Annotated in this window: 18 protein-coding genes; 7 read left to right on the top strand and 11 right to left on the bottom strand. The window is 61.6% G+C overall.

Annotated features, from left to right (window positions below):
• Positions 1-40: 40 nt before the first annotated feature.
• Together ccmB and ccmA are read right to left on the bottom strand one after the other, a co-directional pair.
• Entirely contained in the window at positions 41-712 is a 672-nt protein-coding gene (gene ccmB, locus EY713_RS06800) for a heme exporter protein CcmB (protein ID WP_131114147.1), read from the bottom strand.
• A gap of 55 nt (positions 713-767) precedes the next feature.
• Positions 768-1,418, bottom strand: a complete 651-nt coding sequence (gene ccmA, locus EY713_RS06795) for a heme ABC exporter ATP-binding protein CcmA (RefSeq protein ID WP_131114146.1) — start codon at positions 1,416-1,418, stop codon at positions 768-770.
• Positions 1,419-1,512: 94 nt separating this feature from the next.
• On the opposite strand from ccmA, the gene acnA reads away from it, so the two are divergent.
• Both acnA and mgrA read left to right on the top strand, forming a co-directional pair.
• Positions 1,513-4,209 carry an aconitate hydratase AcnA gene (gene acnA / locus EY713_RS06790; RefSeq protein WP_131114145.1) on the top strand — a complete coding sequence of 899 codons (2,697 nt, stop codon included), beginning with the start codon at positions 1,513-1,515 and terminating at the stop codon, positions 4,207-4,209.
• Positions 4,210-4,318: 109 nt separating this feature from the next.
• A complete protein-coding gene (gene mgrA / locus EY713_RS06785; protein ID WP_131114144.1) occupies positions 4,319-5,356 on the top strand; it encodes an L-glyceraldehyde 3-phosphate reductase in 1,038 nt (345 codons plus the stop codon).
• Between the two features lie 4 nt (positions 5,357-5,360).
• On the opposite strand, the gene EY713_RS06780 is transcribed toward mgrA, so the two are convergent.
• Both EY713_RS06780 and EY713_RS06775 read right to left on the bottom strand, forming a co-directional pair.
• The gene (locus EY713_RS06780; RefSeq protein ID WP_245504321.1) at positions 5,361-5,678 is read right to left on the bottom strand and encodes an Rdx family protein; all 318 of its coding nucleotides are present in this window, start codon (positions 5,676-5,678) and stop codon (positions 5,361-5,363) included.
• Positions 5,675-6,415, bottom strand: a complete 741-nt coding sequence (locus EY713_RS06775; protein WP_131114143.1) for a DUF1194 domain-containing protein — start codon at positions 6,413-6,415, stop codon at positions 5,675-5,677. The genes EY713_RS06780 and EY713_RS06775 overlap by 4 nt, the downstream gene beginning before the upstream one ends.
• Positions 6,416-6,498: 83 nt before the next feature.
• On the opposite strand from EY713_RS06775, the gene EY713_RS06770 reads away from it, so the two are divergent.
• Positions 6,499-6,894 carry a hypothetical protein gene (locus EY713_RS06770; protein WP_131114142.1) on the top strand — a complete coding sequence of 132 codons (396 nt, stop codon included), beginning with the start codon at positions 6,499-6,501 and terminating at the stop codon, positions 6,892-6,894.
• 13 nt (positions 6,895-6,907) lie between these two features.
• Here EY713_RS06770 and EY713_RS06765 read toward each other — a convergent pair whose 3' ends face one another.
• Genes EY713_RS06765 through EY713_RS06755 form a run of 3 tightly spaced genes read right to left on the bottom strand, consistent with a single transcriptional unit; the run spans position 6,908 to position 8,945 of the window.
• A complete protein-coding gene (locus EY713_RS06765; protein WP_131114141.1) occupies positions 6,908-7,651 on the bottom strand; it encodes an NUDIX hydrolase in 744 nt (247 codons plus the stop codon).
• On the bottom strand, positions 7,648-8,553 hold the full coding sequence (locus EY713_RS06760; RefSeq protein ID WP_131114140.1) for a PhzF family phenazine biosynthesis protein: 906 nt from the start codon (positions 8,551-8,553) through the stop codon (positions 7,648-7,650). The genes EY713_RS06765 and EY713_RS06760 overlap by 4 nt, the downstream gene beginning before the upstream one ends.
• On the bottom strand, positions 8,550-8,945 hold the full coding sequence (locus tag EY713_RS06755) for a response regulator (RefSeq protein ID WP_207388308.1): 396 nt from the start codon (positions 8,943-8,945) through the stop codon (positions 8,550-8,552). Before EY713_RS06755 ends, EY713_RS06760 begins: the two co-directional genes overlap by 4 nt.
• A gap of 287 nt (positions 8,946-9,232) precedes the next feature.
• Between EY713_RS06755 and infC the strand changes: the two genes are divergently transcribed.
• Positions 9,233-9,760 (top strand): translation initiation factor IF-3, encoded by a 528-nt coding sequence (infC, locus tag EY713_RS06750; RefSeq protein WP_131114139.1) that lies wholly within the window; start codon positions 9,233-9,235, stop codon positions 9,758-9,760.
• Between the two features lie 162 nt (positions 9,761-9,922).
• Here infC and phaR read toward each other — a convergent pair whose 3' ends face one another.
• Positions 9,923-10,546: a polyhydroxyalkanoate synthesis repressor PhaR gene (gene phaR, locus EY713_RS06745; RefSeq protein WP_131114138.1), complete on the bottom strand. Its 624-nt coding sequence runs from the start codon at positions 10,544-10,546 to the stop codon at positions 9,923-9,925.
• A 346-nt stretch (positions 10,547-10,892) separates the two neighbouring features.
• On the opposite strand from phaR, the gene EY713_RS06740 reads away from it, so the two are divergent.
• Positions 10,893-12,071 (top strand): acetyl-CoA C-acetyltransferase, encoded by a 1,179-nt coding sequence (locus EY713_RS06740; protein ID WP_131114137.1) that lies wholly within the window; start codon positions 10,893-10,895, stop codon positions 12,069-12,071.
• Between the two features lie 82 nt (positions 12,072-12,153).
• Here EY713_RS06740 and EY713_RS06735 read toward each other — a convergent pair whose 3' ends face one another.
• A complete protein-coding gene (locus EY713_RS06735; RefSeq protein ID WP_131114136.1) occupies positions 12,154-12,693 on the bottom strand; it encodes a Dps family protein in 540 nt (179 codons plus the stop codon).
• A gap of 106 nt (positions 12,694-12,799) precedes the next feature.
• Positions 12,800-13,648, bottom strand: coding sequence for a pyridoxal kinase PdxY (gene pdxY, locus EY713_RS06730; RefSeq protein ID WP_131119365.1), 849 nt, complete (start codon positions 13,646-13,648; stop codon positions 12,800-12,802).
• A 179-nt stretch (positions 13,649-13,827) separates the two neighbouring features.
• On the opposite strand from pdxY, the gene EY713_RS06725 reads away from it, so the two are divergent.
• Positions 13,828-14,784: a Gfo/Idh/MocA family protein gene (locus EY713_RS06725; protein ID WP_131114135.1), complete on the top strand. Its 957-nt coding sequence runs from the start codon at positions 13,828-13,830 to the stop codon at positions 14,782-14,784.
• A 68-nt stretch (positions 14,785-14,852) separates the two neighbouring features.
• Here the strand turns inward: EY713_RS06725 and ilvC are convergent, their stop codons facing one another.
• Positions 14,853-15,872 (bottom strand): ketol-acid reductoisomerase, encoded by a 1,020-nt coding sequence (gene ilvC, locus EY713_RS06720; protein WP_131114134.1) that lies wholly within the window; start codon positions 15,870-15,872, stop codon positions 14,853-14,855.
• A gap of 405 nt (positions 15,873-16,277) precedes the next feature.
• Here ilvC and EY713_RS06715 point away from each other — a divergent pair, with 405 nt between their 5' ends.
• On the top strand, positions 16,278-19,112 hold the full coding sequence (locus tag EY713_RS06715; protein ID WP_131114133.1) for a glycosyltransferase: 2,835 nt from the start codon (positions 16,278-16,280) through the stop codon (positions 19,110-19,112).
• Positions 19,113-19,213 lie beyond the last annotated feature (101 nt).

The raw sequence follows: 19,213 nt of genomic DNA, 5'->3' as shown, positions 1-19,213 counted from the left end.
TCGCATGAACCGATTGGGTGACGCCGGTCGTCGCAGTGCCTCACTCCCCAGCGCCGCGAAGCGCCGCTGCGGCCGCAAACGGCGCCAGCGCCAAAGCTCCGAGGCTGAGACCGCAGAGGATCAGGAGCGGCGTGAGGAACGGGACGGTGCCGCCGCTCGCGGCCTGCGCGGTCGATACCCCGAAGATCAGCACCGGCACTGCAAGCGGGATCACCAAGATCGAGAGCAGCAGCCCACCGCGGCGGAGACTGACCGTGAGGGCCGCGCCAATCGCACCCAGGAACGTCAGCGCGGGGGTACCGACCAAGAGACTGAGCGTGACACCCCAAAGCGCCGGACCATCGAGGGCCAGCATCAGGCCGAACAGAGGTGCCACGATCACCATCGGCAGGCCGGTGGCGCACCAGTGGGCGAGGCATTTGGTCAGCACCACGAGTTCGAGCGGAACAGGGCTCAGCCGCAACAGGTCGAGCGAGCCGTCTTCGTCGTCGGCTTGGAACAATCGGTCGAGCCCGAGCAGCCCAGACAAAAGCGCCGCGATCCAGAGCACGGCGGGGCCGATGCGCGACAAGAGGTTCAGGTCTGGGCCGATCGCGAACGGCACGATGGTGACGAGACTGAGAAAGAAGACGACGCCCATCAGGCCGCCGCCGCCGATGCGACGCGCCAAGGTGAGATCGCGCCGGAACAGCGCCAGAAGCGCGCGGATCACCGGATCACGTCCGAGATCACTTGCGAAATCCCTTTATTCTGATGACCGACCCGCATCACGGCTCGAGCCACAGGTCGCGCAGCCCCGGCAAGTCGAGCGGCGCATGAGTGGACGCGAGGATCAAGCCACCGCTGGTCAGGTGATCCGTCATGATCTCGGCCAGCATGGCTTGCGCGGCGCGATCGAGCGCGGTCGCTGGCTCATCGAGCAGCCATAGCGGACGATGCGCCGTCAGCAACCGCGCGAGCGCCACCCGCCGCCGCTGTCCCGCGGATAAATAACCGACCGGGATGTCGATAACGTGGAGCAGATCGAGGCGCTTCAGCGCGAGATCGGGCGAGGTTGTGACGCCGCCGCTCAAGGCCGCCGCGATCTCGATATTTTCGCGTGCCGTCAGTGCGGTTTTCAGCCCATCGGCATGGCCGACATAATGCACGCTTTCGGCGAGCATCGGCGCATCGGCCCGGTTGGCGCCCTCGGCTCCTGTCCATAGGACCGTGCCCGAAACCCAAGGCAGAAACCCGCAGATCGCGCGCAGCAGCGTGGATTTGCCGGCCCCGTTCGGGCCGGTCACCTGCACGGCCTCGCCCGGAGCGATGCTGAACGACACGCCCTGCAACACAGTGCGGCTGCCCCGGGCAATCGTCAGGTCGTCGACCAGAAGATGGGCCAGCGAAGAGCGGGTCGTATCCAGGCGAGACCTCATTGATGCTTGGCAGGCAGCCTTGCTCCGTGTACCCCGCAACTTTAGAACTATCTACAACAACACGCCCCCGTCCCATCACGATCAGGGAAAAGCTATGGCCTCGCTCGACAGCTTTAAATGCCGCAGGACGCTCGACGTCGGCGGCGAGAGATACGTTTATTTCTCCATTCCCGAGGCGGAGAAGAACGGCCTCGCCGGCGTGTCGCAACTTCCCTTCTCGATGAAGGTGCTGCTCGAGAACCTGCTGCGCTTCGAGGATGGCCGATCGGTCACGAAGGCCGACATCGAACAAGTAGCGCAATGGCTCGACAAGCGTGGCAAGGAGGAACGCGAAATCGCGTTCCGTCCGGCCCGGGTTCTGATGCAGGATTTCACCGGCGTTCCGGCTGTGGTCGATCTCGCGGCCATGCGCGACGCGATGCTCGGGCTCGGCGGCGACGTCAACAAGATCAACCCCCTGGTCCCGGTCGATCTCGTCATCGACCATTCGGTTATCGTCGACGAGTTCGGCACGCCGCAGGCGTTGAGCGACAACGTCAATATCGAATATGAGCGTAACGGCGAGCGCTATCGCTTCCTGCGCTGGGGGCAGCAAGCCTTCTCGAATTTCCGCGTCGTGCCGCCCGGCACGGGCATCTGCCACCAGGTCAATCTCGAATATCTGTCGCAGACGGTGTGGAGCCGCCCGGAGACGATCGACGGCGAAACCGTTCAGATCGCTTATCCGGACACGCTGGTCGGCACCGACTCGCATACGACGATGGTCAATGGACTGGCGGTGCTCGGCTGGGGCGTCGGCGGCATCGAGGCCGAAGCCGTTATGCTGGGTCAGCCGCTATCGATGCTGCTGCCGCAGGTCGTCGGTTTCAAACTGACCAATCGTCTGAAGGAAGGCCGCACCGCGACCGATCTGGTGCTGACGGTGACGCAGATGCTTCGGAAGCTCGGGGTCGTCAATAAATTCGTTGAATTCTACGGCTCCGGTCTCGACAGCCTGTCGCTCGCCGACCGTGCCACCATCGGCAACATGGCGCCGGAATATGGTGCGACCTGCGGCTTCTTCCCGATCGATGCAGAAACCATCACCTTTCTCGAGGCCACTAACCGGACCGATGCGCGCGTCGCGCTCGTCAAGGCCTATGCCGAAGCGCAGGGCATGGTGCGCGATTCATCGCTGCCCGACCCGCTGTTCACCGAGACGATCGAGCTAGATCTCAGCGACGTCGTGCCCTCGCTGGCAGGACCGAAGCGCCCCCAGGATCGCGTCACGCTGGAAACCGCAAAGGCGAGCTTCAACAATTCCTTGCTGAAGGAATATAAGGTCGACGACACCGATGTGCGGTTCTCGGTCGAGAATGCCGCCTTCGATCTCGGCCACGGCGACGTCGTGATCGCCGCGATCACCTCCTGCACCAACACCTCCAACCCGAACGTGATGATCGGGGCGGGATTGCTGGCCCGCAAGGCGGTTGCGGCCGGTCTCAAAACCAAGCCGTGGGTCAAGACCTCGCTGTCGCCCGGCTCGCAGGTGGTGGGTGAATATCTCGCCAAGACAGGCCTGCAGCAGGATCTCGATGCGCTCGGCTTCAACGTGACCGGATACGGCTGCATGACCTGCATCGGCAATTCCGGCCCGCTGCCGACGGATATCTCGAAGACCATCAACGACCATGACGTGGTGGCGTCGGCCGTCATCTCGGGCAATCGAAACTTCGAGGGTCGCGTCAATCCGGACGTGAAGGCCAACTATCTCGCGTCACCCCCGCTTGTCGTGGCCTATGCGCTTGCAGGGTCGCTCCACGTCGACCTCGTCAACGAGCCACTCGGCATGGGCCACAACGGCCCCGTCTACCTGCGCGACATCTGGCCGACCCAGGAAGAAGTCTCCGATATGCGGAAGGCGTCGGTCACCAAGGCGACCTTCGCGGATCGATACGGCAACGTCTTCGAGGGCGACGATCACTGGAAGGGCATCGAGATCGCGGTCAGCGAGACCTACCATTGGAGCATGGCCTCGACCTATGTGAGAAACCCGCCCTATTTCGACGGCTTAACCAAGACGCCCGCTGCCATCGCGGACATCAAGGACGCGCGGGTGCTCGGCCTGTTCCTCGACTCGATCACGACCGACCACATCTCGCCCGCCGGCTCGATCAAAGCCGCGTCCCCAGCGGGCCGCTACCTGATGGAGCATCAGGTCCGCCCGCAGGATTTCAATCAATACGGCACCCGCCGCGGCAACCACGAAGTGATGATGCGCGGCACCTTTGCCAATATCCGCATCAAGAACCAGATGGTGCCCGGCGTCGAAGGCGGCGTGACCCGTCACTACCCGTCAGGCGAGGAACTGCCGATCTACGACGCGGCCATGCTGTATAAGCAGGAGGGCGTGCCGCTGGTCGTGTTCGCCGGCAAGGAATATGGCACCGGCTCGTCGCGCGATTGGGCCGCAAAGGGCACCAAACTGCTCGGCATCCGCGCCGTCATCGCGCAGAGCTTCGAGCGCATTCATCGCTCGAACCTCGTCGGCATGGGCATTCTGCCCCTGACGTTCGAAGAGGGCATGTCGTGGCAGACCCTCAACCTCAAGGGCGACGAGACGGTGTCGATCGTCGGCTTGGGCGAAAGCCTAAAGCCGCGCCAGACGATGGAAGCCGTCATCACGTCCGACAAGGGACGCGTGACGCATGTTCCGGTGATTTGCCGCATCGATACGGCCGACGAACTGGAATATTTCCGCCACGGCGGCATTCTTCAATACGTGCTTCGCAACCTTGCGGCCGCCGCCTGAGTATCCCCTGAACGATCGGCCCGCTGCGGAAGCGGGTCGATATCGGGGACAATGACGAGCGGGCGGAGCGTCTTCGAGGCGGTCACGCCCCCGTTCCGAGGGAGCAATCATGACCTATGTGGCCGCAGAACACCGCTACGAGACTGCCACCTTCCGTCGCTGCGGGCGATCGGGCATCGATCTTCCGGCCATTTCGCTTGGGCTCTGGCAGAACTTCGGCGGGACCGACGTCTTCGAGACCGGCCGCGCGATCCTGCGCCGCGCCTTCGATCGCGGCGTGACCCATTTCGATCTCGCCAACAACTACGGTCCGCCCTACGGGTCGGCCGAGGACCATTTCGGCCGTTGGATGGATCTCGACTTCCGTCCCTACCGCAATGAATTAATCATTTCGTCCAAGGCCGGCTGGGATATGTGGCCCGGGCCCTACGGCAATTTCGGGTCGCGCAAATATCTCGTCGCCAGCTGCGACGATAGTCTGAAGCGGATGAACCTCGACTATGTCGACATCTTCTATCACCACCGGCCGGACCCTAAGACACCCCTCGAAGAGACAATGGGCGCGCTGGATCAACTCGTGCGCTCCGGCAAGGCGCTCTACGTCGGTGTGTCGTCCTATTCTCCCGAGCGAACTCGCGCGGCCTACACGATCCTGAAGCAGCAAGGCACGCCCTTCCTGATCCACCAGCCGTCCTATTCGATGCTGAACCGTTGGGTCGAGAATGGGCTGCTCGATACACTCGAGGAGATCGGCGTCGGCTGCATTGCCTTTTCGCCGCTGGCCCAAGGCCTGCTGTCGAACAAATATCTGAACGGCGTGCCGGAGGCGTCGCGCGCCGCCAAAAATGGGTCGTTCTCCCCCGATCACGTCTCGGACGACAATCTCGCCCGCATCAAGGCGCTGAACGACATCGCTCAAGCCCGCGGACAGTCACTCGCTCAAATGGCGATCGCCTGGGTGCTACGCGATAAGCGTGTCACGTCGGCCCTCATCGGGGCGCGGACGGTCGAGCAACTCGACAATTCGCTCGATGCCCTCAACAATTTGGCCTTCGACACCGACGAACTCGCGCGCATCGATACGCATGCGACCGAGGGCGGCATCGACCTGTGGCGGAGCCAGTCGGCCATTCCGGCCGAGGCGTGAGGCTTCAGCGGTCCGAATGACCGAGATCGCGACCGGGGTCGAGTTGATCCCGGACGCGTTGCTTGAGCACCTTGGCTTCCGGAAAGCCGCCGTCGCGCTTGCGCTCCCAGATGACGATGTCGTCGTATTCGACCCGGAACGTGCCACCCGTCGACGGCACGAGCGCGACCTCGGCTAGCTCGGTTCCGAAGGTCGACAGAAGTTCCTGGGCCATCCAGGCGGCTCGAAGAAGCCAATGGCATTGCGTGCAATAGACGATACCGATCCGCGGCTTGGCCTCGGGTCGCGCCTCGGCCGCGGGTCCGATGTCGGTGTCGCTCACGAAATTTCCTCGACGATCTTGGCGATGAGCGAGCGATCGAAGCTCTCGAAGCTCTCGGCGCTCGACACGAAAGCGGCGACGCCGCCGATCACGTTGGTTTTGTAATAGGCCGCAAGTCCACCTGGTGGATGCGTATGTTCCACGAGATAGCGCGGCCCGTCCATGCTGCTCAGGATCACCAGCCCGTTGATTGTCGTAACCCCATGGGCAAGAGCCGCGTCTCGCGCCGCCTTGATGTCCGTGCCGCCGTTACTGGCCCCATCGCCCGACACATCGATGATGCGCCGCGTTGCCACGAAGGACGCATGGTCGAATTGCGCGGTCGCAAAATCCAGCGCGGAGCCGATCGCGGTTCGATCATAGAAGGAACGCGGAGCCCCCAACACCAGTTGGGCGAACGCTTTGGCGTCGGCCTCGTTGCGGATCGGCGTCCAATCGATCACGAGTTTCTGCGACTCCGATCCAGCCCATTCCATGAACGCGACCGCGATGGTTTTGTCCGGGTTGGACGCGATCGCCTCGAGCACGCGCGGATCGGCCAAAGCGGCCGCATATCCCTTCCGCTGCAGCTCGAACTTTTGCTCGTCGATGCTGCGGGACACGTCGGCTGCGAGCACCAGCAGCACATCGACATGCGGTTTGCCCGAAGCGAGAGGAGGCTCCTGCGCGAAGCTCGGTGAGGCTTCGATCAGAAGCGCCAGAAAGACGGCGAAGCGGAGCCCAGAGCGGCGTTCCATCGGCGATCTCCGTGAGGCGAGCCGCATCTTTCCGCATCGCGGCGATCCGACTACGGTTTCGTGCCGAATCAGGAGAGAACATCATGGCCAAATTGCACGCAAATCCGATGCTGCGTCACCAGGGCTCGCGGCCGGTCAAGCGGTCGGCCGTGATCAGCGTGGCGACGCTGGTGCTCGTCGGGTGGACCGTACCGGCGGCGCTCGCGCAACAGGCCAACGATCCCGACGCAGGCTATGCAACCCGGCCGTTCACGCCGCCGAACTTCAAGATGCCGGAGGGAGCCGGTTGCGCAGGCGACATCGCCCGTTGGCGTGCCGTGCAGGATAACGATTACGCCAGCGGCAACATCGAACCGAAGGTCTACAACCAGATCAAGGGTGAGATCGCCAAAGCCGAGAGCGCCTGTTCGGCCGGGCATGATGGCCAAGCCAGCGGCATGGTTGCGGCGTCCAAGCGCCGGCATGGCTATCCGGGCTGATCAGCGCTCCGGACTACAGATCCCGCGCGAACATATGCCGCATATAGACGGTCACGAAGACCGGCATTTCGGGGCGCATGTCGGCCTCGCCCCGGACCACATGGATGCGGACCAATTCCGGATCGGCGTCCCGCGCGAGGGCCGCCTCGATCCGGGCCGCCAGCGCATCGGCAGGCTCGCGCGATCGGACCAGTTTCATGCAGCACACCCGCACCGGATCGTGCAGGAGAGTGAAGCCGGGCGCAAAATCGAGGTCGTCGGGATCGAGCCCGGTCTCCTCGACGAGTTCGCGCCGGGCGCTACCGTCGAGATCGACGCGATCGCCCACGAGATCACTGAGATCCGGCGTCCCGGAGGGAAAGTAGATGCGCCCCGCATTGGCGGTGTGGGGACCCATCTCGCCGAGCACGAATCCCCCGTCGGACCCGCGCAAGGCCGCCATCGCGAAGCCGTTGCGAACGCCGAGCATCGGGTAACCGAAATCGCGCCACGCGAGAAAGGCCTTGAACTCGGCCTCGAAATACGCGCCGCGATAGACCCTCCGGCCCGTGTCGTCCTGCTCCACAGCGCCGCGATGCTGTAGCAGGACGCGGCCGTTGAACATCTTCGGTAAGGCCGCCAGGAGCGTCGCCCAATGCGCGTCGATCGCATCGGCGTGGTCGCTGGCGAAAAGCCACGGCACCGTCTCGAGACAACAGTCGATGGCATCGACATGATCGAGCGTGAACGGCCCTTCGGGAGTGACGCGCTCGGTCACTCAAGCTCCAGCGTTCCGTGCGACACCACGATGGCGGTGCCGCCGATCGAAGCGGACACCAACCGCCCGTCGCGCAGAGTGAGGCCGAGTTCGATGAGGCTCGGACGTCCCAACTCGAACCCCTGCTCGATGATGAATGCATGGTCACCGTCGGCAAGGTCGCCATAGTGCAGGAGAACGCCCGCGAAAGCCGCGACCGCACCACCGGTGGCCGGATCTTCCGCAATGCCCATGTTTGGCGCGAACATGCGGGCGCGGATCTGGTGGTCCGGGCTCGCGGTGTTGTCGGTGTAGAGGTAGACGGCACCGAACTCCCCGAACGCGTCGCGCCAGCGCGTGAGGTCGGGCCTTGCCCGTGCGAGGGCCTCGCGGTCGCGCAACGGTATGAAAGTAAAAGCCACGCCCGCAGAAAAGACGCTGGAAACATGACGGCCGAAGCCGATGTCGTCGACGGTCAGATCGAGGGCCGCCGCAACCAAAGTGTTCGATGCGGTCGTGCCGCTCGAAGCCGGAAGTCGAGGCAGATCGAAGCGGGCATGCGCCACGCCCGCCCGCATCCGAACCCGGCAGGTCACTGGCCCGATCGTCTCGTCGAGCACCACCGTTACGTCGCCGGTCGCGAGGCGGTCGCGGTGATACCGCAGCGCTAAAAACACTGCCGTTCCGACGGTCGGATGACCGGCAAACGGAAGCTCGGCCGCAGGTGTGAAGATCCGCAGACGAGCTTCATGCGCGGGATCGCGCGGCGTTTGAACGAAAACGGTTTCGGACAGATTGAATTCGCGAGCGATAGCTTGCATCCGCGCTGGATCGAGAGCGTCCGCATCGAGGACGATCGCCAGAGGATTACCCGCGAGAGCCACATCGGTAAACACGTCCAACGTGGCGAAGGGGCGGCTCATCCTGCCGAGGCTCCGATCGCTTTTTGCAGAACATCAGCGACTTGATCGGCCGAAAACGGCTTCGGCAGCGTCGGGCGGTTGCGCCACGCCTCCGGCAACGTCGTTGCGCCATAACCGCTCGCAAAGATGATTGACATGCCGCGCGCCGCAAGGATCTCCGCGACCGGGAAGATGGCGTCGCCGCCGAGATTGATGTCGAGAATCGCGACATCGGCCGCAATCGTTGGGGCCTGTTCCATCGCCTGACGGAACGTCAAAGCAGAGCCGACGATGTCGCACTCGATCTCGCCAAGGAGGTCCTCGAGCAGCATCGCAATGAGCGATTCATCCTCGACGATGAAAACCTTCAGCCCTCGCAAATCACGATTGGCTGCGCGTTCGGGTTCCGACACCACTGCTCCCTTCCTGCTTCGCCACCACCAGGACGAGCGCTACGCGCTATCTTCAATGTCCGATGCCTAAACTCAAGTCCATCGGCATGCAATTGCGCCATTTCTTGCCGCGTGATAGCGTGTTCCAACGTGACAAGACCGTGGTTTTTCGCGTCGCCCTGGGCTTTATTGTTGACATGGGCGGATGCCGCATCATGTTATCGCCAGCCATCAGGTCATGACGGGTCGCAGCGCATCGGCCGACCACTCAGACTATCGTCGCAGAGGAGAAAACCATTCGTCGTCCAATGAAAGCAGCACCGGTCCCGCAGAAAGACGGGCCACGTATAAACCTCGATATCCGTGTCAAGGAGGTCCAGCTGATTGACGCCGAGGGGCGCAATCGTGGCAATACCGACACGCAGGAGGCGCTGCAGATCGCGACAGAGGCTGGACTCGATCTTGTCGAGATCGTTCCAAATGCCAATCCTCCAGTCTGCAAGATCTTGGATTACGGAAAATTCCGCTTCCTCGAACAGAAAAAGGCCGCCGAGGCGCGCAAGCGTCAAAAGGTCGTCGAAGTGAAGGAAATCAAGCTTCGGCCCGGCATCGACGAACACGATTACGATACCAAGATGAAAGCGGTGCACCGCTTCTTCGAGGAAGGCGACAAGGTCAAGGTTACGCTTCGGTTCCGCGGGCGTGAAATGGCCCACCAGGATATTGGGTATCGCCTCCTTGATCGGGTGAAAACAGAGACGCTCGCGATCGCCAAAGTCGAGACCGAGCCATCGATGGAAGGCCGTCAGATGGTCATGATCCTGGCGCCCCGCTAAGACGCGTCTCCGGTTTATAGGTTGAATGAAGGGCGCGCGGCGAAAGTCGGCGCCCTTTCTGCTTGCGGGGGGTGAGTTGGCGCGATCACCTGCAAGCATCAAGCCGCCCGCTCTCCAACGACCCTCGAATCCAAAGCGACCCAGCCGAAGCTGGTCGCATCGTCACTCGCTCGCAGGCTTCGGCGCCAAGCGGTCCAGGCGTTTCTGCATGTCGCTCAATTCCGTCCGCAGCGCTTCGAGATCGTCGGCGGTCGGGGCCGACGATGTCGGGCTCGGTTCAGCGACCGCGCCAACCGGGATCTTGGGCGTGAACGGGCTGAACATCGTCAAAGCCTGCGAGAACATCAGCATGTTCTTGCGGGTCTGCTCCTCGAGCTGATCGAACATCTGACTGCGAAACGCCGTACCCGGCAACATGCTGCCACCGATGGCGGTCTCGACCTGCTCGCGCATCTTGTGCTGGTCGGTGGTCAGCTTATCGATGGTAAATTCGAGATAGCTCGGGACCAGCATCTGCATGCTGTCGCCGTAAAAACGGATCAATTGGCGGAGAAAAGCGGTCGGCAAGAGACTTTGGCCGTTCTTGCCCTCCTGCTCAAAAATGATCTGCGCCAGAACGCTGCGGGTGATTTCCTCTCCGGTCTTGGCATCAAAGACCGCAAAATCCTCGCCACGCTTGACCATACCGGCCAAGTCTTCGAGCGTCACGTAGGTGCTGGTTCCCGTATTGTATAATCGTCGGTTGGCGTATTTCTTGATCGTGATCGGTTTATCAGTCGCGGTCATGCTGGGTCCGCCATAGCCGGGGAACAGCCTCCTTCGAGATGACGGACGGGTCTCGAGCCGTTCGACACTCGCGTTAAGCGGTTCCACCCTGAGATTTTAAGTTCGAAGCTTGTTCTTCGCCTGATCGCGTGACGCTCTCCCGGTCGAGGATAGGCGGTTTGTTGCTGTTGCGAAATAGCCATGATGGCGAAATCGCCAGTCTTCCGAACACCGCCGGTCATCACCATATATGGGAAACGGCGGCGTCTTCTTGGGCTTGCCTTGCCCGAGCGCATCATCGAACATTGCGCGCCATCACCGTCAACCGCCTCAGACATTGGCGGAGAACCCCACTCGAGGAGCGTCCATGTCGACCGCCGATATCGTGATCGTCAGTGCAGCCCGCACAGCCGTCGGAACCTTCAACGGCGTCTTCGCCAATACTGCAGCCCATGAACTCGGTGCGACCGCCATCACGGCGGCGCTGGCGCGCGCGGGACTGTCGGCCGACGAGGTCGATGAAGTCATCTTGGGCCAGGTCCTGACGGCGGGTCAGGGCCAGAATCCCGCGCGACAGGCCGCCATGTTGGCAGGCGTGCCGCAGGAACGGACGGCCTGGGGCCTTAATCAACTTTGCGGTAGCGGCTTACGGGCCGTCGCGCTCGGGCTGCAGCAGATCAGCAGCGGCGACGCCTCGATCATCGTCGCAGGTGGCCAGGAGTGCATGACGCAAGCGCAGCATGCGGCCTATCTCCGTTCGGGCGTGAAGATGGGTGAGTTGAAGCTCGTCGATACCATGCTGAAGGATGGCCTGATGGATGCGTTCCATGGCTATCACATGGGCGTCACAGCCGAAAACGTCGCGACGCAATGGCAGTTGACCCGCGAGGATCAGGACAAGTTCGCCGTGGCGTCCCAGAACAAAGCCGAGAAGGCTCAAGCCTCAGGGCGGTTCAAAGACGAGATCGTGCCGTTCACGATCAAGGGTCGCAAGGGGGACGTCGTGATCGATCAGGACGAACATATCCGGCCCGGCACGACCCTCGAGGCCTTGACGAAGCTGAAGCCCGCCTTCTCAAAGGAGGGGACCGTGACGGCGGGTTCCGCGTCCGGCATCAACGACGGCGCCGCCGCTCTGGTGCTGATGACGGCCGCAGAGGCCAAGAAGCGCGGCCTGACGCCACTCGCACGCATCACCTCCTGGGCGACCGCTGGGGTCGACCCCGCCGTGATGGGGTCCGGCCCAATCCCTGCCTCGCGCAAGGCGCTGGAGAAGGCGGGATGGAAGGTCGCCGATCTCGATCTCGTCGAGGCCAACGAGGCGTTTGCGGCGCAAGCGCTGGCGGTCAATAAAGACATGGGTTGGGATCCGGCGATCGTAAACGTCAACGGAGGCGCGATCGCGATCGGTCACCCGATCGGGGCGTCCGGTGCGCGCGTCCTCACCACACTCCTTTACGAGATGGCCCGACGCGATGCTCGCAAGGGCCTCGCGACCCTGTGTATCGGGGGCGGCATGGGCGTCGCCATGACGGTCGGACGCTGACGCATACGCTGATCCGCGTAACAACCTCGAGACAAAAAAGCCGCCGGCGAACCGGCGGCGTTTCGAGTGTCGTAGCGGTAGCTTAGTGGCCAGTCGCGTCGGCGTCGCGGGTCGCCTCAAACAGGAACCAGGCCCTGCGTTCGGTCTCGTCGATATAGTTTTCGAGCAAGCTCGCGGTCGCGACGTCCTTGTGTTCGTCGCACACTTCATGCGCCTTCCGCATGTTGGTTACCATGTCGCGATTGTCCTGCAGGAGCTCGCGGAGCATGTCGGCGGCTGAGACAAACTCGGCATCGTTGTTCTTCACGCGCGACATCGCGTTAATTTCACCGATCGAATGGATCGTTCGACGACCGAGCTTGCGAACCCGCTCGGCCAGCGGATCGGTCGTGGCGAAGATCTGATCGGCATGGTCGTCCAGCAACAGGTGATAGTCGCGGAAATGCGGGCCGCTCATGTGCCAGTGAAAATTCTTGGTCTTGAGATAAAGCGCGAAAGCGTCGGCCACTAGCTTGTTGATCTCGGCGGCGATCTGCGCGGTGCCGTTATCGCCAAGGTCGCTGGGAGTCTTCAGCGCCGAAGCATCGGTGTCCGCATTATGTTTCGTGGTGTCTTTGGCCATGTCTATCCCCTTCACGGCACGTCAGCCGTGTTACTCAGAACCCTTTTGCGGCCCGTTGCGTTCCATCGCGGCGAGCTTAAGCGGAAGCTGAGATGGTCGCGGACCGTCAGATTTTCTCCGGCCGAAAGCGCGCCGTCGGCTCGACGATCTCGTTCTGCGCGGCAATCAGCAGAATCTCGCCAGCGCCGGCATCTTGAGTCATCCGCAACAGGCCATAGACCGACGACGCCGCCCGCGATAACGCCTCGGGCAAGGATCCGCTTTCCAGGTGATGCACGAAGAACAGAGCCGCGATCGCATCCCCGGCCCCGTTGATCGACAGGCCGAGCTTCGGGGTTCGCACCCGCCACAGATCCCCGCCGTCCGAGGCGAGCAGATCGAGGCTGTCGGCAGGCGTATCGTGGCCGAGATAGGAGGTGACCAGGATCGTGCCGGGGCCGCGGGCATGGACAGCGCGGAGCGCGGGCCGCACCTCCTCCAAGGTGGCCGACGAGCCTCCCGACAGAATATCGAGTTCGAATTGGTTGGGCGTGATGAGATCGGCCATCGGCACGGCGCGGTCGCGCATGAATTCGGCGATGCCCGGCCGGACGAAAACGCCCCGACCGACATCACCGATCACCGGATCGCAGCAATAGCGCGCCGATGGGTTGGCGGCCTTCACCTTGTCGACCGCATCGAGGATCGCAAGACCGGTCTCGGCCGACCCCATATAGCCCGATAACACGCCGTCGCAGCGGCTCAACACGCCGCGATCAGCGATGCCCTGGACGCAATCAACGATCAGGCTCGCGGGCAGCACCTCCCCGCGCCACGCCCCATAGCCCGTATGGTTGGAAAACTGCACGGTGTGGATCGGCCAAACCTCATGGCCGAGGCGTTGCATGGGAAACACCGCCGCCGCGTTGCCGACATGCCCATAGGCGACATGCGATTGGATCGACAGGATGTTCATGGGATGACGCTCGAGGTTCTGGTTGAACGGGTAGCATAGGGGATCGCGTTTCATCCCGCAGCGCTTGGATTTACGTCGATGCCCGAATACGGGAGTTGAACACAGCCCCGCGCCTGTGGTTTGTCGCGCAGAGACATGCGAGCCATCGGACATGCTCGCCGATCAGGAGGAGAACGCCTTTGGCGGTCTATAGTATCGCGATCATCGGGGTCGGTAAGATCTCGCAAGACCAGCACTTGCCGGTCATTGCCAATAACCCAAACTTCCGTCTCGCGGCGCTGGTCAGCCAACGGGGCCTCGCGCATCCCGATGTGCCGACATTCAAGACCCCGGCGGAGCTCTATGCCGCCATGCCGGATCTTGACGCGGTAGCGATCTGCACGCCGCCCAGTGCCCGCTATACCATCGCGCGCGAGGCGCTCGACGCCGGCAAACACGTCCTGCTCGAAAAGCCCCCTGCCCCGACCGTCACCGAACTGACCGATCTCGCCGGCTACGCGGCGACGCTGGATCGCGTGATCTTCACGACCTGGCATTCGCAATATAATGCGGCGGTCGAGGAGGTTCGGTCGCGGCTCATTGGCGAACGCATCAAGCGGCTGACGATCACCTGGAAGGAGGATGTCCGGCGCTGGCATCCGGGCCAGGATTGGATTTGGGAGGTCGGCGGCTTCGGCGTGTTCGACCCCGGCATCAACGCGCTCTCGATCCTGACCCGCATCATGCCTGGCCCGATCTTCGTGCACGACGCGAGCCTCGTCTATCCGTCGAACCGGGACATGCCGATCGCGGCCGACCTCGTCTTCAGCAGCCCGGTTGCGAGCGAGGCCCAGCCAGGCGCGCTCACGGCCGCGTTCGACTGGCGGCAGACCGGCGAGCAGAGCTGGACCATCGACATCGAGACAGAGGCCGGCCAGCGCTTCAGCCTCACGGGCGGCGGCTCGAAGCTTGCGATCGACGGTACGCCGTTGCTCGACGCGCCGACGCCGCAACACGGAGAATATGACGGGATCTACAAGCGGTTCGCGACGCTGCTCGACAGCGGCAGCAGCGCCGTCGATGTCGCGCCGTTCCAGCTGGCGGCCGATGCGTTCATGATCGGCAAACGGGTCGTGACCGAGCCCTTCGAGGATTGAATCAAAAAGCCCGCTCGGCGTGATGCCGAGCGGGCTTGAGTTTGACGACGAAGGCCGGGGAAACGCGCTTAGTTGCGCTCTTTGTCGACCATCTTGTTCTTGGTGATCCAGGGCATCATGGCGCGCAGCTTGCCGCCGACTTCCTCGATCTGGTGGCTTGCGGCCTTGGCGCGGGTGGCCTTGAACGAGGTCTGGCTGACCTTGTTTTCGAGCATCCAATCCCGCGTGAACTTGCCGGACTGAATGTCCTGCAGGACGCGCTTCATCTCGGCCTTGGTCTCCGGTGTGATGATGCGCGGGCCGGTGACGTATTCGCCATATTCGGCGGTGTTCGAGATCGAGTAGTTCATGTTGGCGATGCCGCCCTCGTAGATCAGGTCGACGATCAGCTTCACCTCATGCAGACACTCGAAATAGGCCATCTCGGGTGCATAGCCGGCTTCCACCAGCGTCTCGAAGCCGGCGCGGATCAGCTCGACCAAGCCGCCGCAGAGGACGGCCTGCTCGCCGAACAAATCGGTCTCGCATTCTTCCTTGAAGGTGGTCTCGATGATGCCGGCCCGGCCCCCGCCGATCGCACAGGCATAGGACAATCCGAGATCATGAGCATTGCCGGACGCGTCCTGCGCGATGGCGATCAGGCACGGCACGCCGCCGCCCTTCTGGTATTCCGACCGGACCGTATGGCCGGGACCCTTGGGCGCCACCATCAACACATCGAGATCGGCACGCGGCTCGATCAGGTTGAAATGAACGTTGAGGCCATGCGCGAACAGCAGCGCGGCACCGTTCTTCATGTTGGGTTCGAGATCGGCCTTGTAGATGTCGGCCTGCAGCTCGTCCGGCGTCAGCATCATCACGATATCGGCCCACTTGGCCGCATCGGCGACGTTCATGACCTTGAGGCCCTCGCCTTCCGCCTTCTTGGCCGAGGGGGAGCCTTCGCGCAGCGCCACGACGACGTCCTTGACGCCCGAATCCCGCATGTTGAGCACGTGAGCATGGCCCTGGCTGCCGTAGCCGACCACTGCGACCTTCTTGCCCTTGATGAGATTGAGATCGGCATCCCGATCGTAGTAGACGCGCATCGCTTTGACTTCCTTGAACCGTCTCTCCGGGCGGTGTTGTGGTGAACGTAACGTGGCGTTCTATGGCGTGCGGGCGGAGGCGTCAAACGAACGATGGCGGAGCGACGAGCAAGTCGGTCTCCCTGAAGTCCAGACCCAAGCTCCGCGCTCTTTTAACCGCGCGGCTTAACAACCCCAGGTTGCTTTTTATTTGACCAGCAACCTCTGACGCCCTATGACTTGCGCCGTGCACAAAGGGCGACGGATGAGCGGAGCTTTCAAGGGATTGAAGTTGAGAGTCCCTATCTACCCGTCTGTATCTGTAATTCTCGTAAGACACTCAGATCTCTGACGATTACTTTGTATTATTTTTCAGTGATACGCGTGCTTAGGCAGTATAGATCTATCTAAAATCGTCATAGCGGCTTGCAGATTGCAATTTTATTGATGATCAACCAATCTGTCTTCAACGTTAAGTTTCTTCGAAATGCCGGCCGCATCCATCTTTTTGGTCTTGCGGCGATCGCGTTTTCACTGCAGCGACGCTCGCGTTGGAGCGAGGCGCGGACAGCTTGGAAGGTGACGATCGGCTTCGATCGGGCTAGCGCCGTTGCAGACCCTGAGGCTCTGGCGCGTTTCCACATCAATTTAGCAACGTGCGAATGTTTCCTGGGTGGGTTTGTCGAAGCCGCCTCAAATCTTCGCGCCGCGCATCTTTTGTCCAAGACCGTTGCGCAGCAGCCGAGCGGCATCCTTGCGCTGGCGAGGGTCACTCGGAAAAACGACCATCAAGAAACGCTACGCTTGCTTTATACCGGGTTAAGCGACGCGCCACACGACACTGCACTCCTTTACGAAATGGGCTCTGTCTGTCTCGACGGCACGCATCCTTCTTTGGGCATTCCCTACGCGTCACGGCTTTTAGAGATCGAGCCGACCAATCGATCGTTCGTACTTCTTGCCGCCGATCTCGCGGAGCGAAGTGGCTATTTAGTTGCCGCGATCGCTCATCTCAGAGCCCTCGTGGCTCTCAGTCCTGAGGAGTTGGAGCTACATCGGAGGCTAATGTCCGTTTTGGCTTCGATCGGCGCCATCGATGAGGCGCGACTTGTGGCGCGTACGGCGTATCGCATCCACAACGATCTCATTTTAGTCCACTGGCTTTCCGAACTTTATACCAAGGGCGGCAACCTTCGAAAGGCGCGGCTTCTTTGTCGCTTTCTCCTCCGGCGCTGGCCGCATTCGATTTGGCACCGAAAGCGATATGCCGAATACTTGGCAATTGACGGCGATCTGAACAGGGCCGATGGCGCTCTGGCGACCTTTTCGGATGATTGGAATGCCTCGGATGCGTTACGGGCTTTGTACAAGGTCGCAACACTTGCCCATGCACGCCAAGAAGCTCTGAAGCGTATCGAAGTCGGTAAATCAGGGATCCCGTTCGACATCGAGATTGAACTTGATCACGGTTATGCCGTTGCAGATGTTCGCGGACCTGCCCAAGCGGCGCTTATTTTCGATCGGCTCTCCGTGCTTACGCGCTTCGATGCGCGTGCACTGCATGCAATAGCCCATATGGCCGTGCGGCAGCGCGATGCTGTGGCGACCCTCGCAGCGTGGCAGCGCGCGTCGGATGTCCATCCGGATGACGCCTATGCTTTACGGGAATATTGTCGCTCCCTCTTCGAAAGCGGAAGAGGTCGTCGAGCGATGGCGCTCTGCGAGCAACGATCGTTTGGCTTCGTGAAGGATAAGGCGTTCGTTGAGTTCTACGCCTGGCTTAGTGCCGCAGCCGGCCGGTTCAAAGCGACCTTGGCTCTTTGTATCGATAGACTGCCCGGTTTCCCAAACTCCTGGCAGTTGCTGGAAAGCGGCTTCATCAGCGCCGGCTATCTCAGCACAACAGCCGAATTCGCGACCATCGCCTTCGAGGTTCCCTTTGTCGTCGCCACGCGCGGCGACGTGCTTCGGCTCTACACTGTTATGCGGGTGGCTGCCCTTTCGGATCACGCCAGATTACTGATCGGGCGTTTCCACCTCGGAACGCGAGTACGACATGATCATCGCTGGCTCGCCCGCTTTGCAGTCGAGGAGCAACGAGATAGTCACGAGCCCCAAGAACCAGCGACGCCTTTAGCCCTCGGAACCGCATTAATTCAGTCACTTTATCAGGGGTCCCGGTTTGAGGCTATGGTCGCTCACCGACCGATCAGAAGGTTCGAGGCACTATCGGATCCGGCAATCGCTGACCTCCTGACGGAAAAGTCCGGTCCACGCCGTACAATTCACATCTTCTCAAAATTCGAGCAGACGCGAGGCGGGAGCGAGTTGCATGCGCTCGACTTGGCGGAACGGCTCCGAGCCTATGCAACTGTCGAGCTTTGGGCTCCGGATATGTGCCATACGGCCTTCATCGAAAGTGGGACCGTGCGGGTCGTCGATCCCTGGATTGGCCAGCTTCCATCGCCAGGCGGGATCGTGGTCCTCGTCGGCCTCTATTTCGATCTCGGGCCCTGGATGCGGCTCATCGCGCCGCACCGGGTCCTCGGTCTCTACAATACCTTCGAGGCTCCCACCGCAATGGATCGTATTGAGACGATCTTTGAATGGACCAGCTTGAGAACGGAGTTGATCTATTGTTCGGACATGATGCGGACCGAACTTGGGCTGCCTAGGGTGTTTGAACCATCTCCGACAGATCTGGACCTCTTTTTTCCAGACACAACGGTCACAACGCGACCTTTCACGCTGGGACGTCACAGTCGCGATGTTGTGGAAAAACACCATCCTGAAGACGCAGCAATATATCGCGCCGTTTCAGCGGGACGCGGGCGGTCGATCGTCCTCGGCGGCGTCTGCATGCAAGAAACGTTCGGTCCGATCACCGGCCTCGATCTTAGACCGACAATCAGCTCAGGCATTCCAGACTTTATTCGTAGCCTCGATTGTTACTTTTACCGGACAGGCACCTGGGTCGAGCCTTGGGGACGCGTCGTGATCGAGGCAATGGCCTGCGGTGTACCCGTTGTGGCGCATCGGCTTGGAGGGTACGCACAAGCGATCGAGTCTGGGGTCAACGGATTTCTCTTCGACGATACTGAAGAGGCGGTTCAGCAGGTCAAGCGGCTGATGGACGATCCTGACTTGCGGAAAGAAATCGGTTTGAACGCCCGCAACAGCGCTGAAGCGTTGGTCGGTCCTACCGCGATGCGACGCATCATTGCCTATTACCTCATGGAAAATCCAGATCAAGAAATCTAGCTAAAAACAATATTTGGAAATTGCATCCAGAACAGAGCCGTCATTTTACGTGCGGATTAACCGGAGACGGGGCGTACTCTTAAGTGTTCGCATCGCTCTCC

This window comes from Lichenihabitans psoromatis, from assembly GCF_004323635.1.
GTDB lineage: Bacteria > Pseudomonadota > Alphaproteobacteria > Rhizobiales > Beijerinckiaceae > Lichenihabitans > Lichenihabitans psoromatis.
The sequence above is the reverse complement of the archived record's forward strand: the minus strand, read 5'-3'. Positions and strand labels throughout refer to the sequence as shown.

Excerpts from the sequence above, each read along its gene's own strand:
- ccmA (WP_131114146.1), bottom strand. The coding sequence starts at position 1,418 with ATGAGGTCTCGCCTGGATACGACCCGCTCTTCGCTGGCCCATCTTCTG.
- acnA (WP_131114145.1), top strand. The coding sequence starts at position 1,513 with ATGGCCTCGCTCGACAGCTTTAAATGCCGCAGGACGCTCGACGTCGGC.
- mgrA (WP_131114144.1), top strand. The coding sequence starts at position 4,319 with ATGACCTATGTGGCCGCAGAACACCGCTACGAGACTGCCACCTTCCGT.
- EY713_RS06775 (WP_131114143.1), bottom strand. The coding sequence starts at position 6,415 with ATGGAACGCCGCTCTGGGCTCCGCTTCGCCGTCTTTCTGGCGCTTCTG.
- EY713_RS06770 (WP_131114142.1), top strand. The coding sequence starts at position 6,499 with ATGGCCAAATTGCACGCAAATCCGATGCTGCGTCACCAGGGCTCGCGG.
- EY713_RS06760 (WP_131114140.1), bottom strand. The coding sequence starts at position 8,553 with ATGAGCCGCCCCTTCGCCACGTTGGACGTGTTTACCGATGTGGCTCTC.
- infC (WP_131114139.1), top strand. The coding sequence starts at position 9,233 with ATGAAAGCAGCACCGGTCCCGCAGAAAGACGGGCCACGTATAAACCTC.
- phaR (WP_131114138.1), bottom strand. The coding sequence starts at position 10,546 with ATGACCGCGACTGATAAACCGATCACGATCAAGAAATACGCCAACCGA.
- EY713_RS06740 (WP_131114137.1), top strand. The coding sequence starts at position 10,893 with ATGTCGACCGCCGATATCGTGATCGTCAGTGCAGCCCGCACAGCCGTC.
- EY713_RS06735 (WP_131114136.1), bottom strand. The coding sequence starts at position 12,693 with ATGGCCAAAGACACCACGAAACATAATGCGGACACCGATGCTTCGGCG.
- pdxY (WP_131119365.1), bottom strand. The coding sequence starts at position 13,648 with ATGAACATCCTGTCGATCCAATCGCATGTCGCCTATGGGCATGTCGGC.
- ilvC (WP_131114134.1), bottom strand. The coding sequence starts at position 15,872 with ATGCGCGTCTACTACGATCGGGATGCCGATCTCAATCTCATCAAGGGC.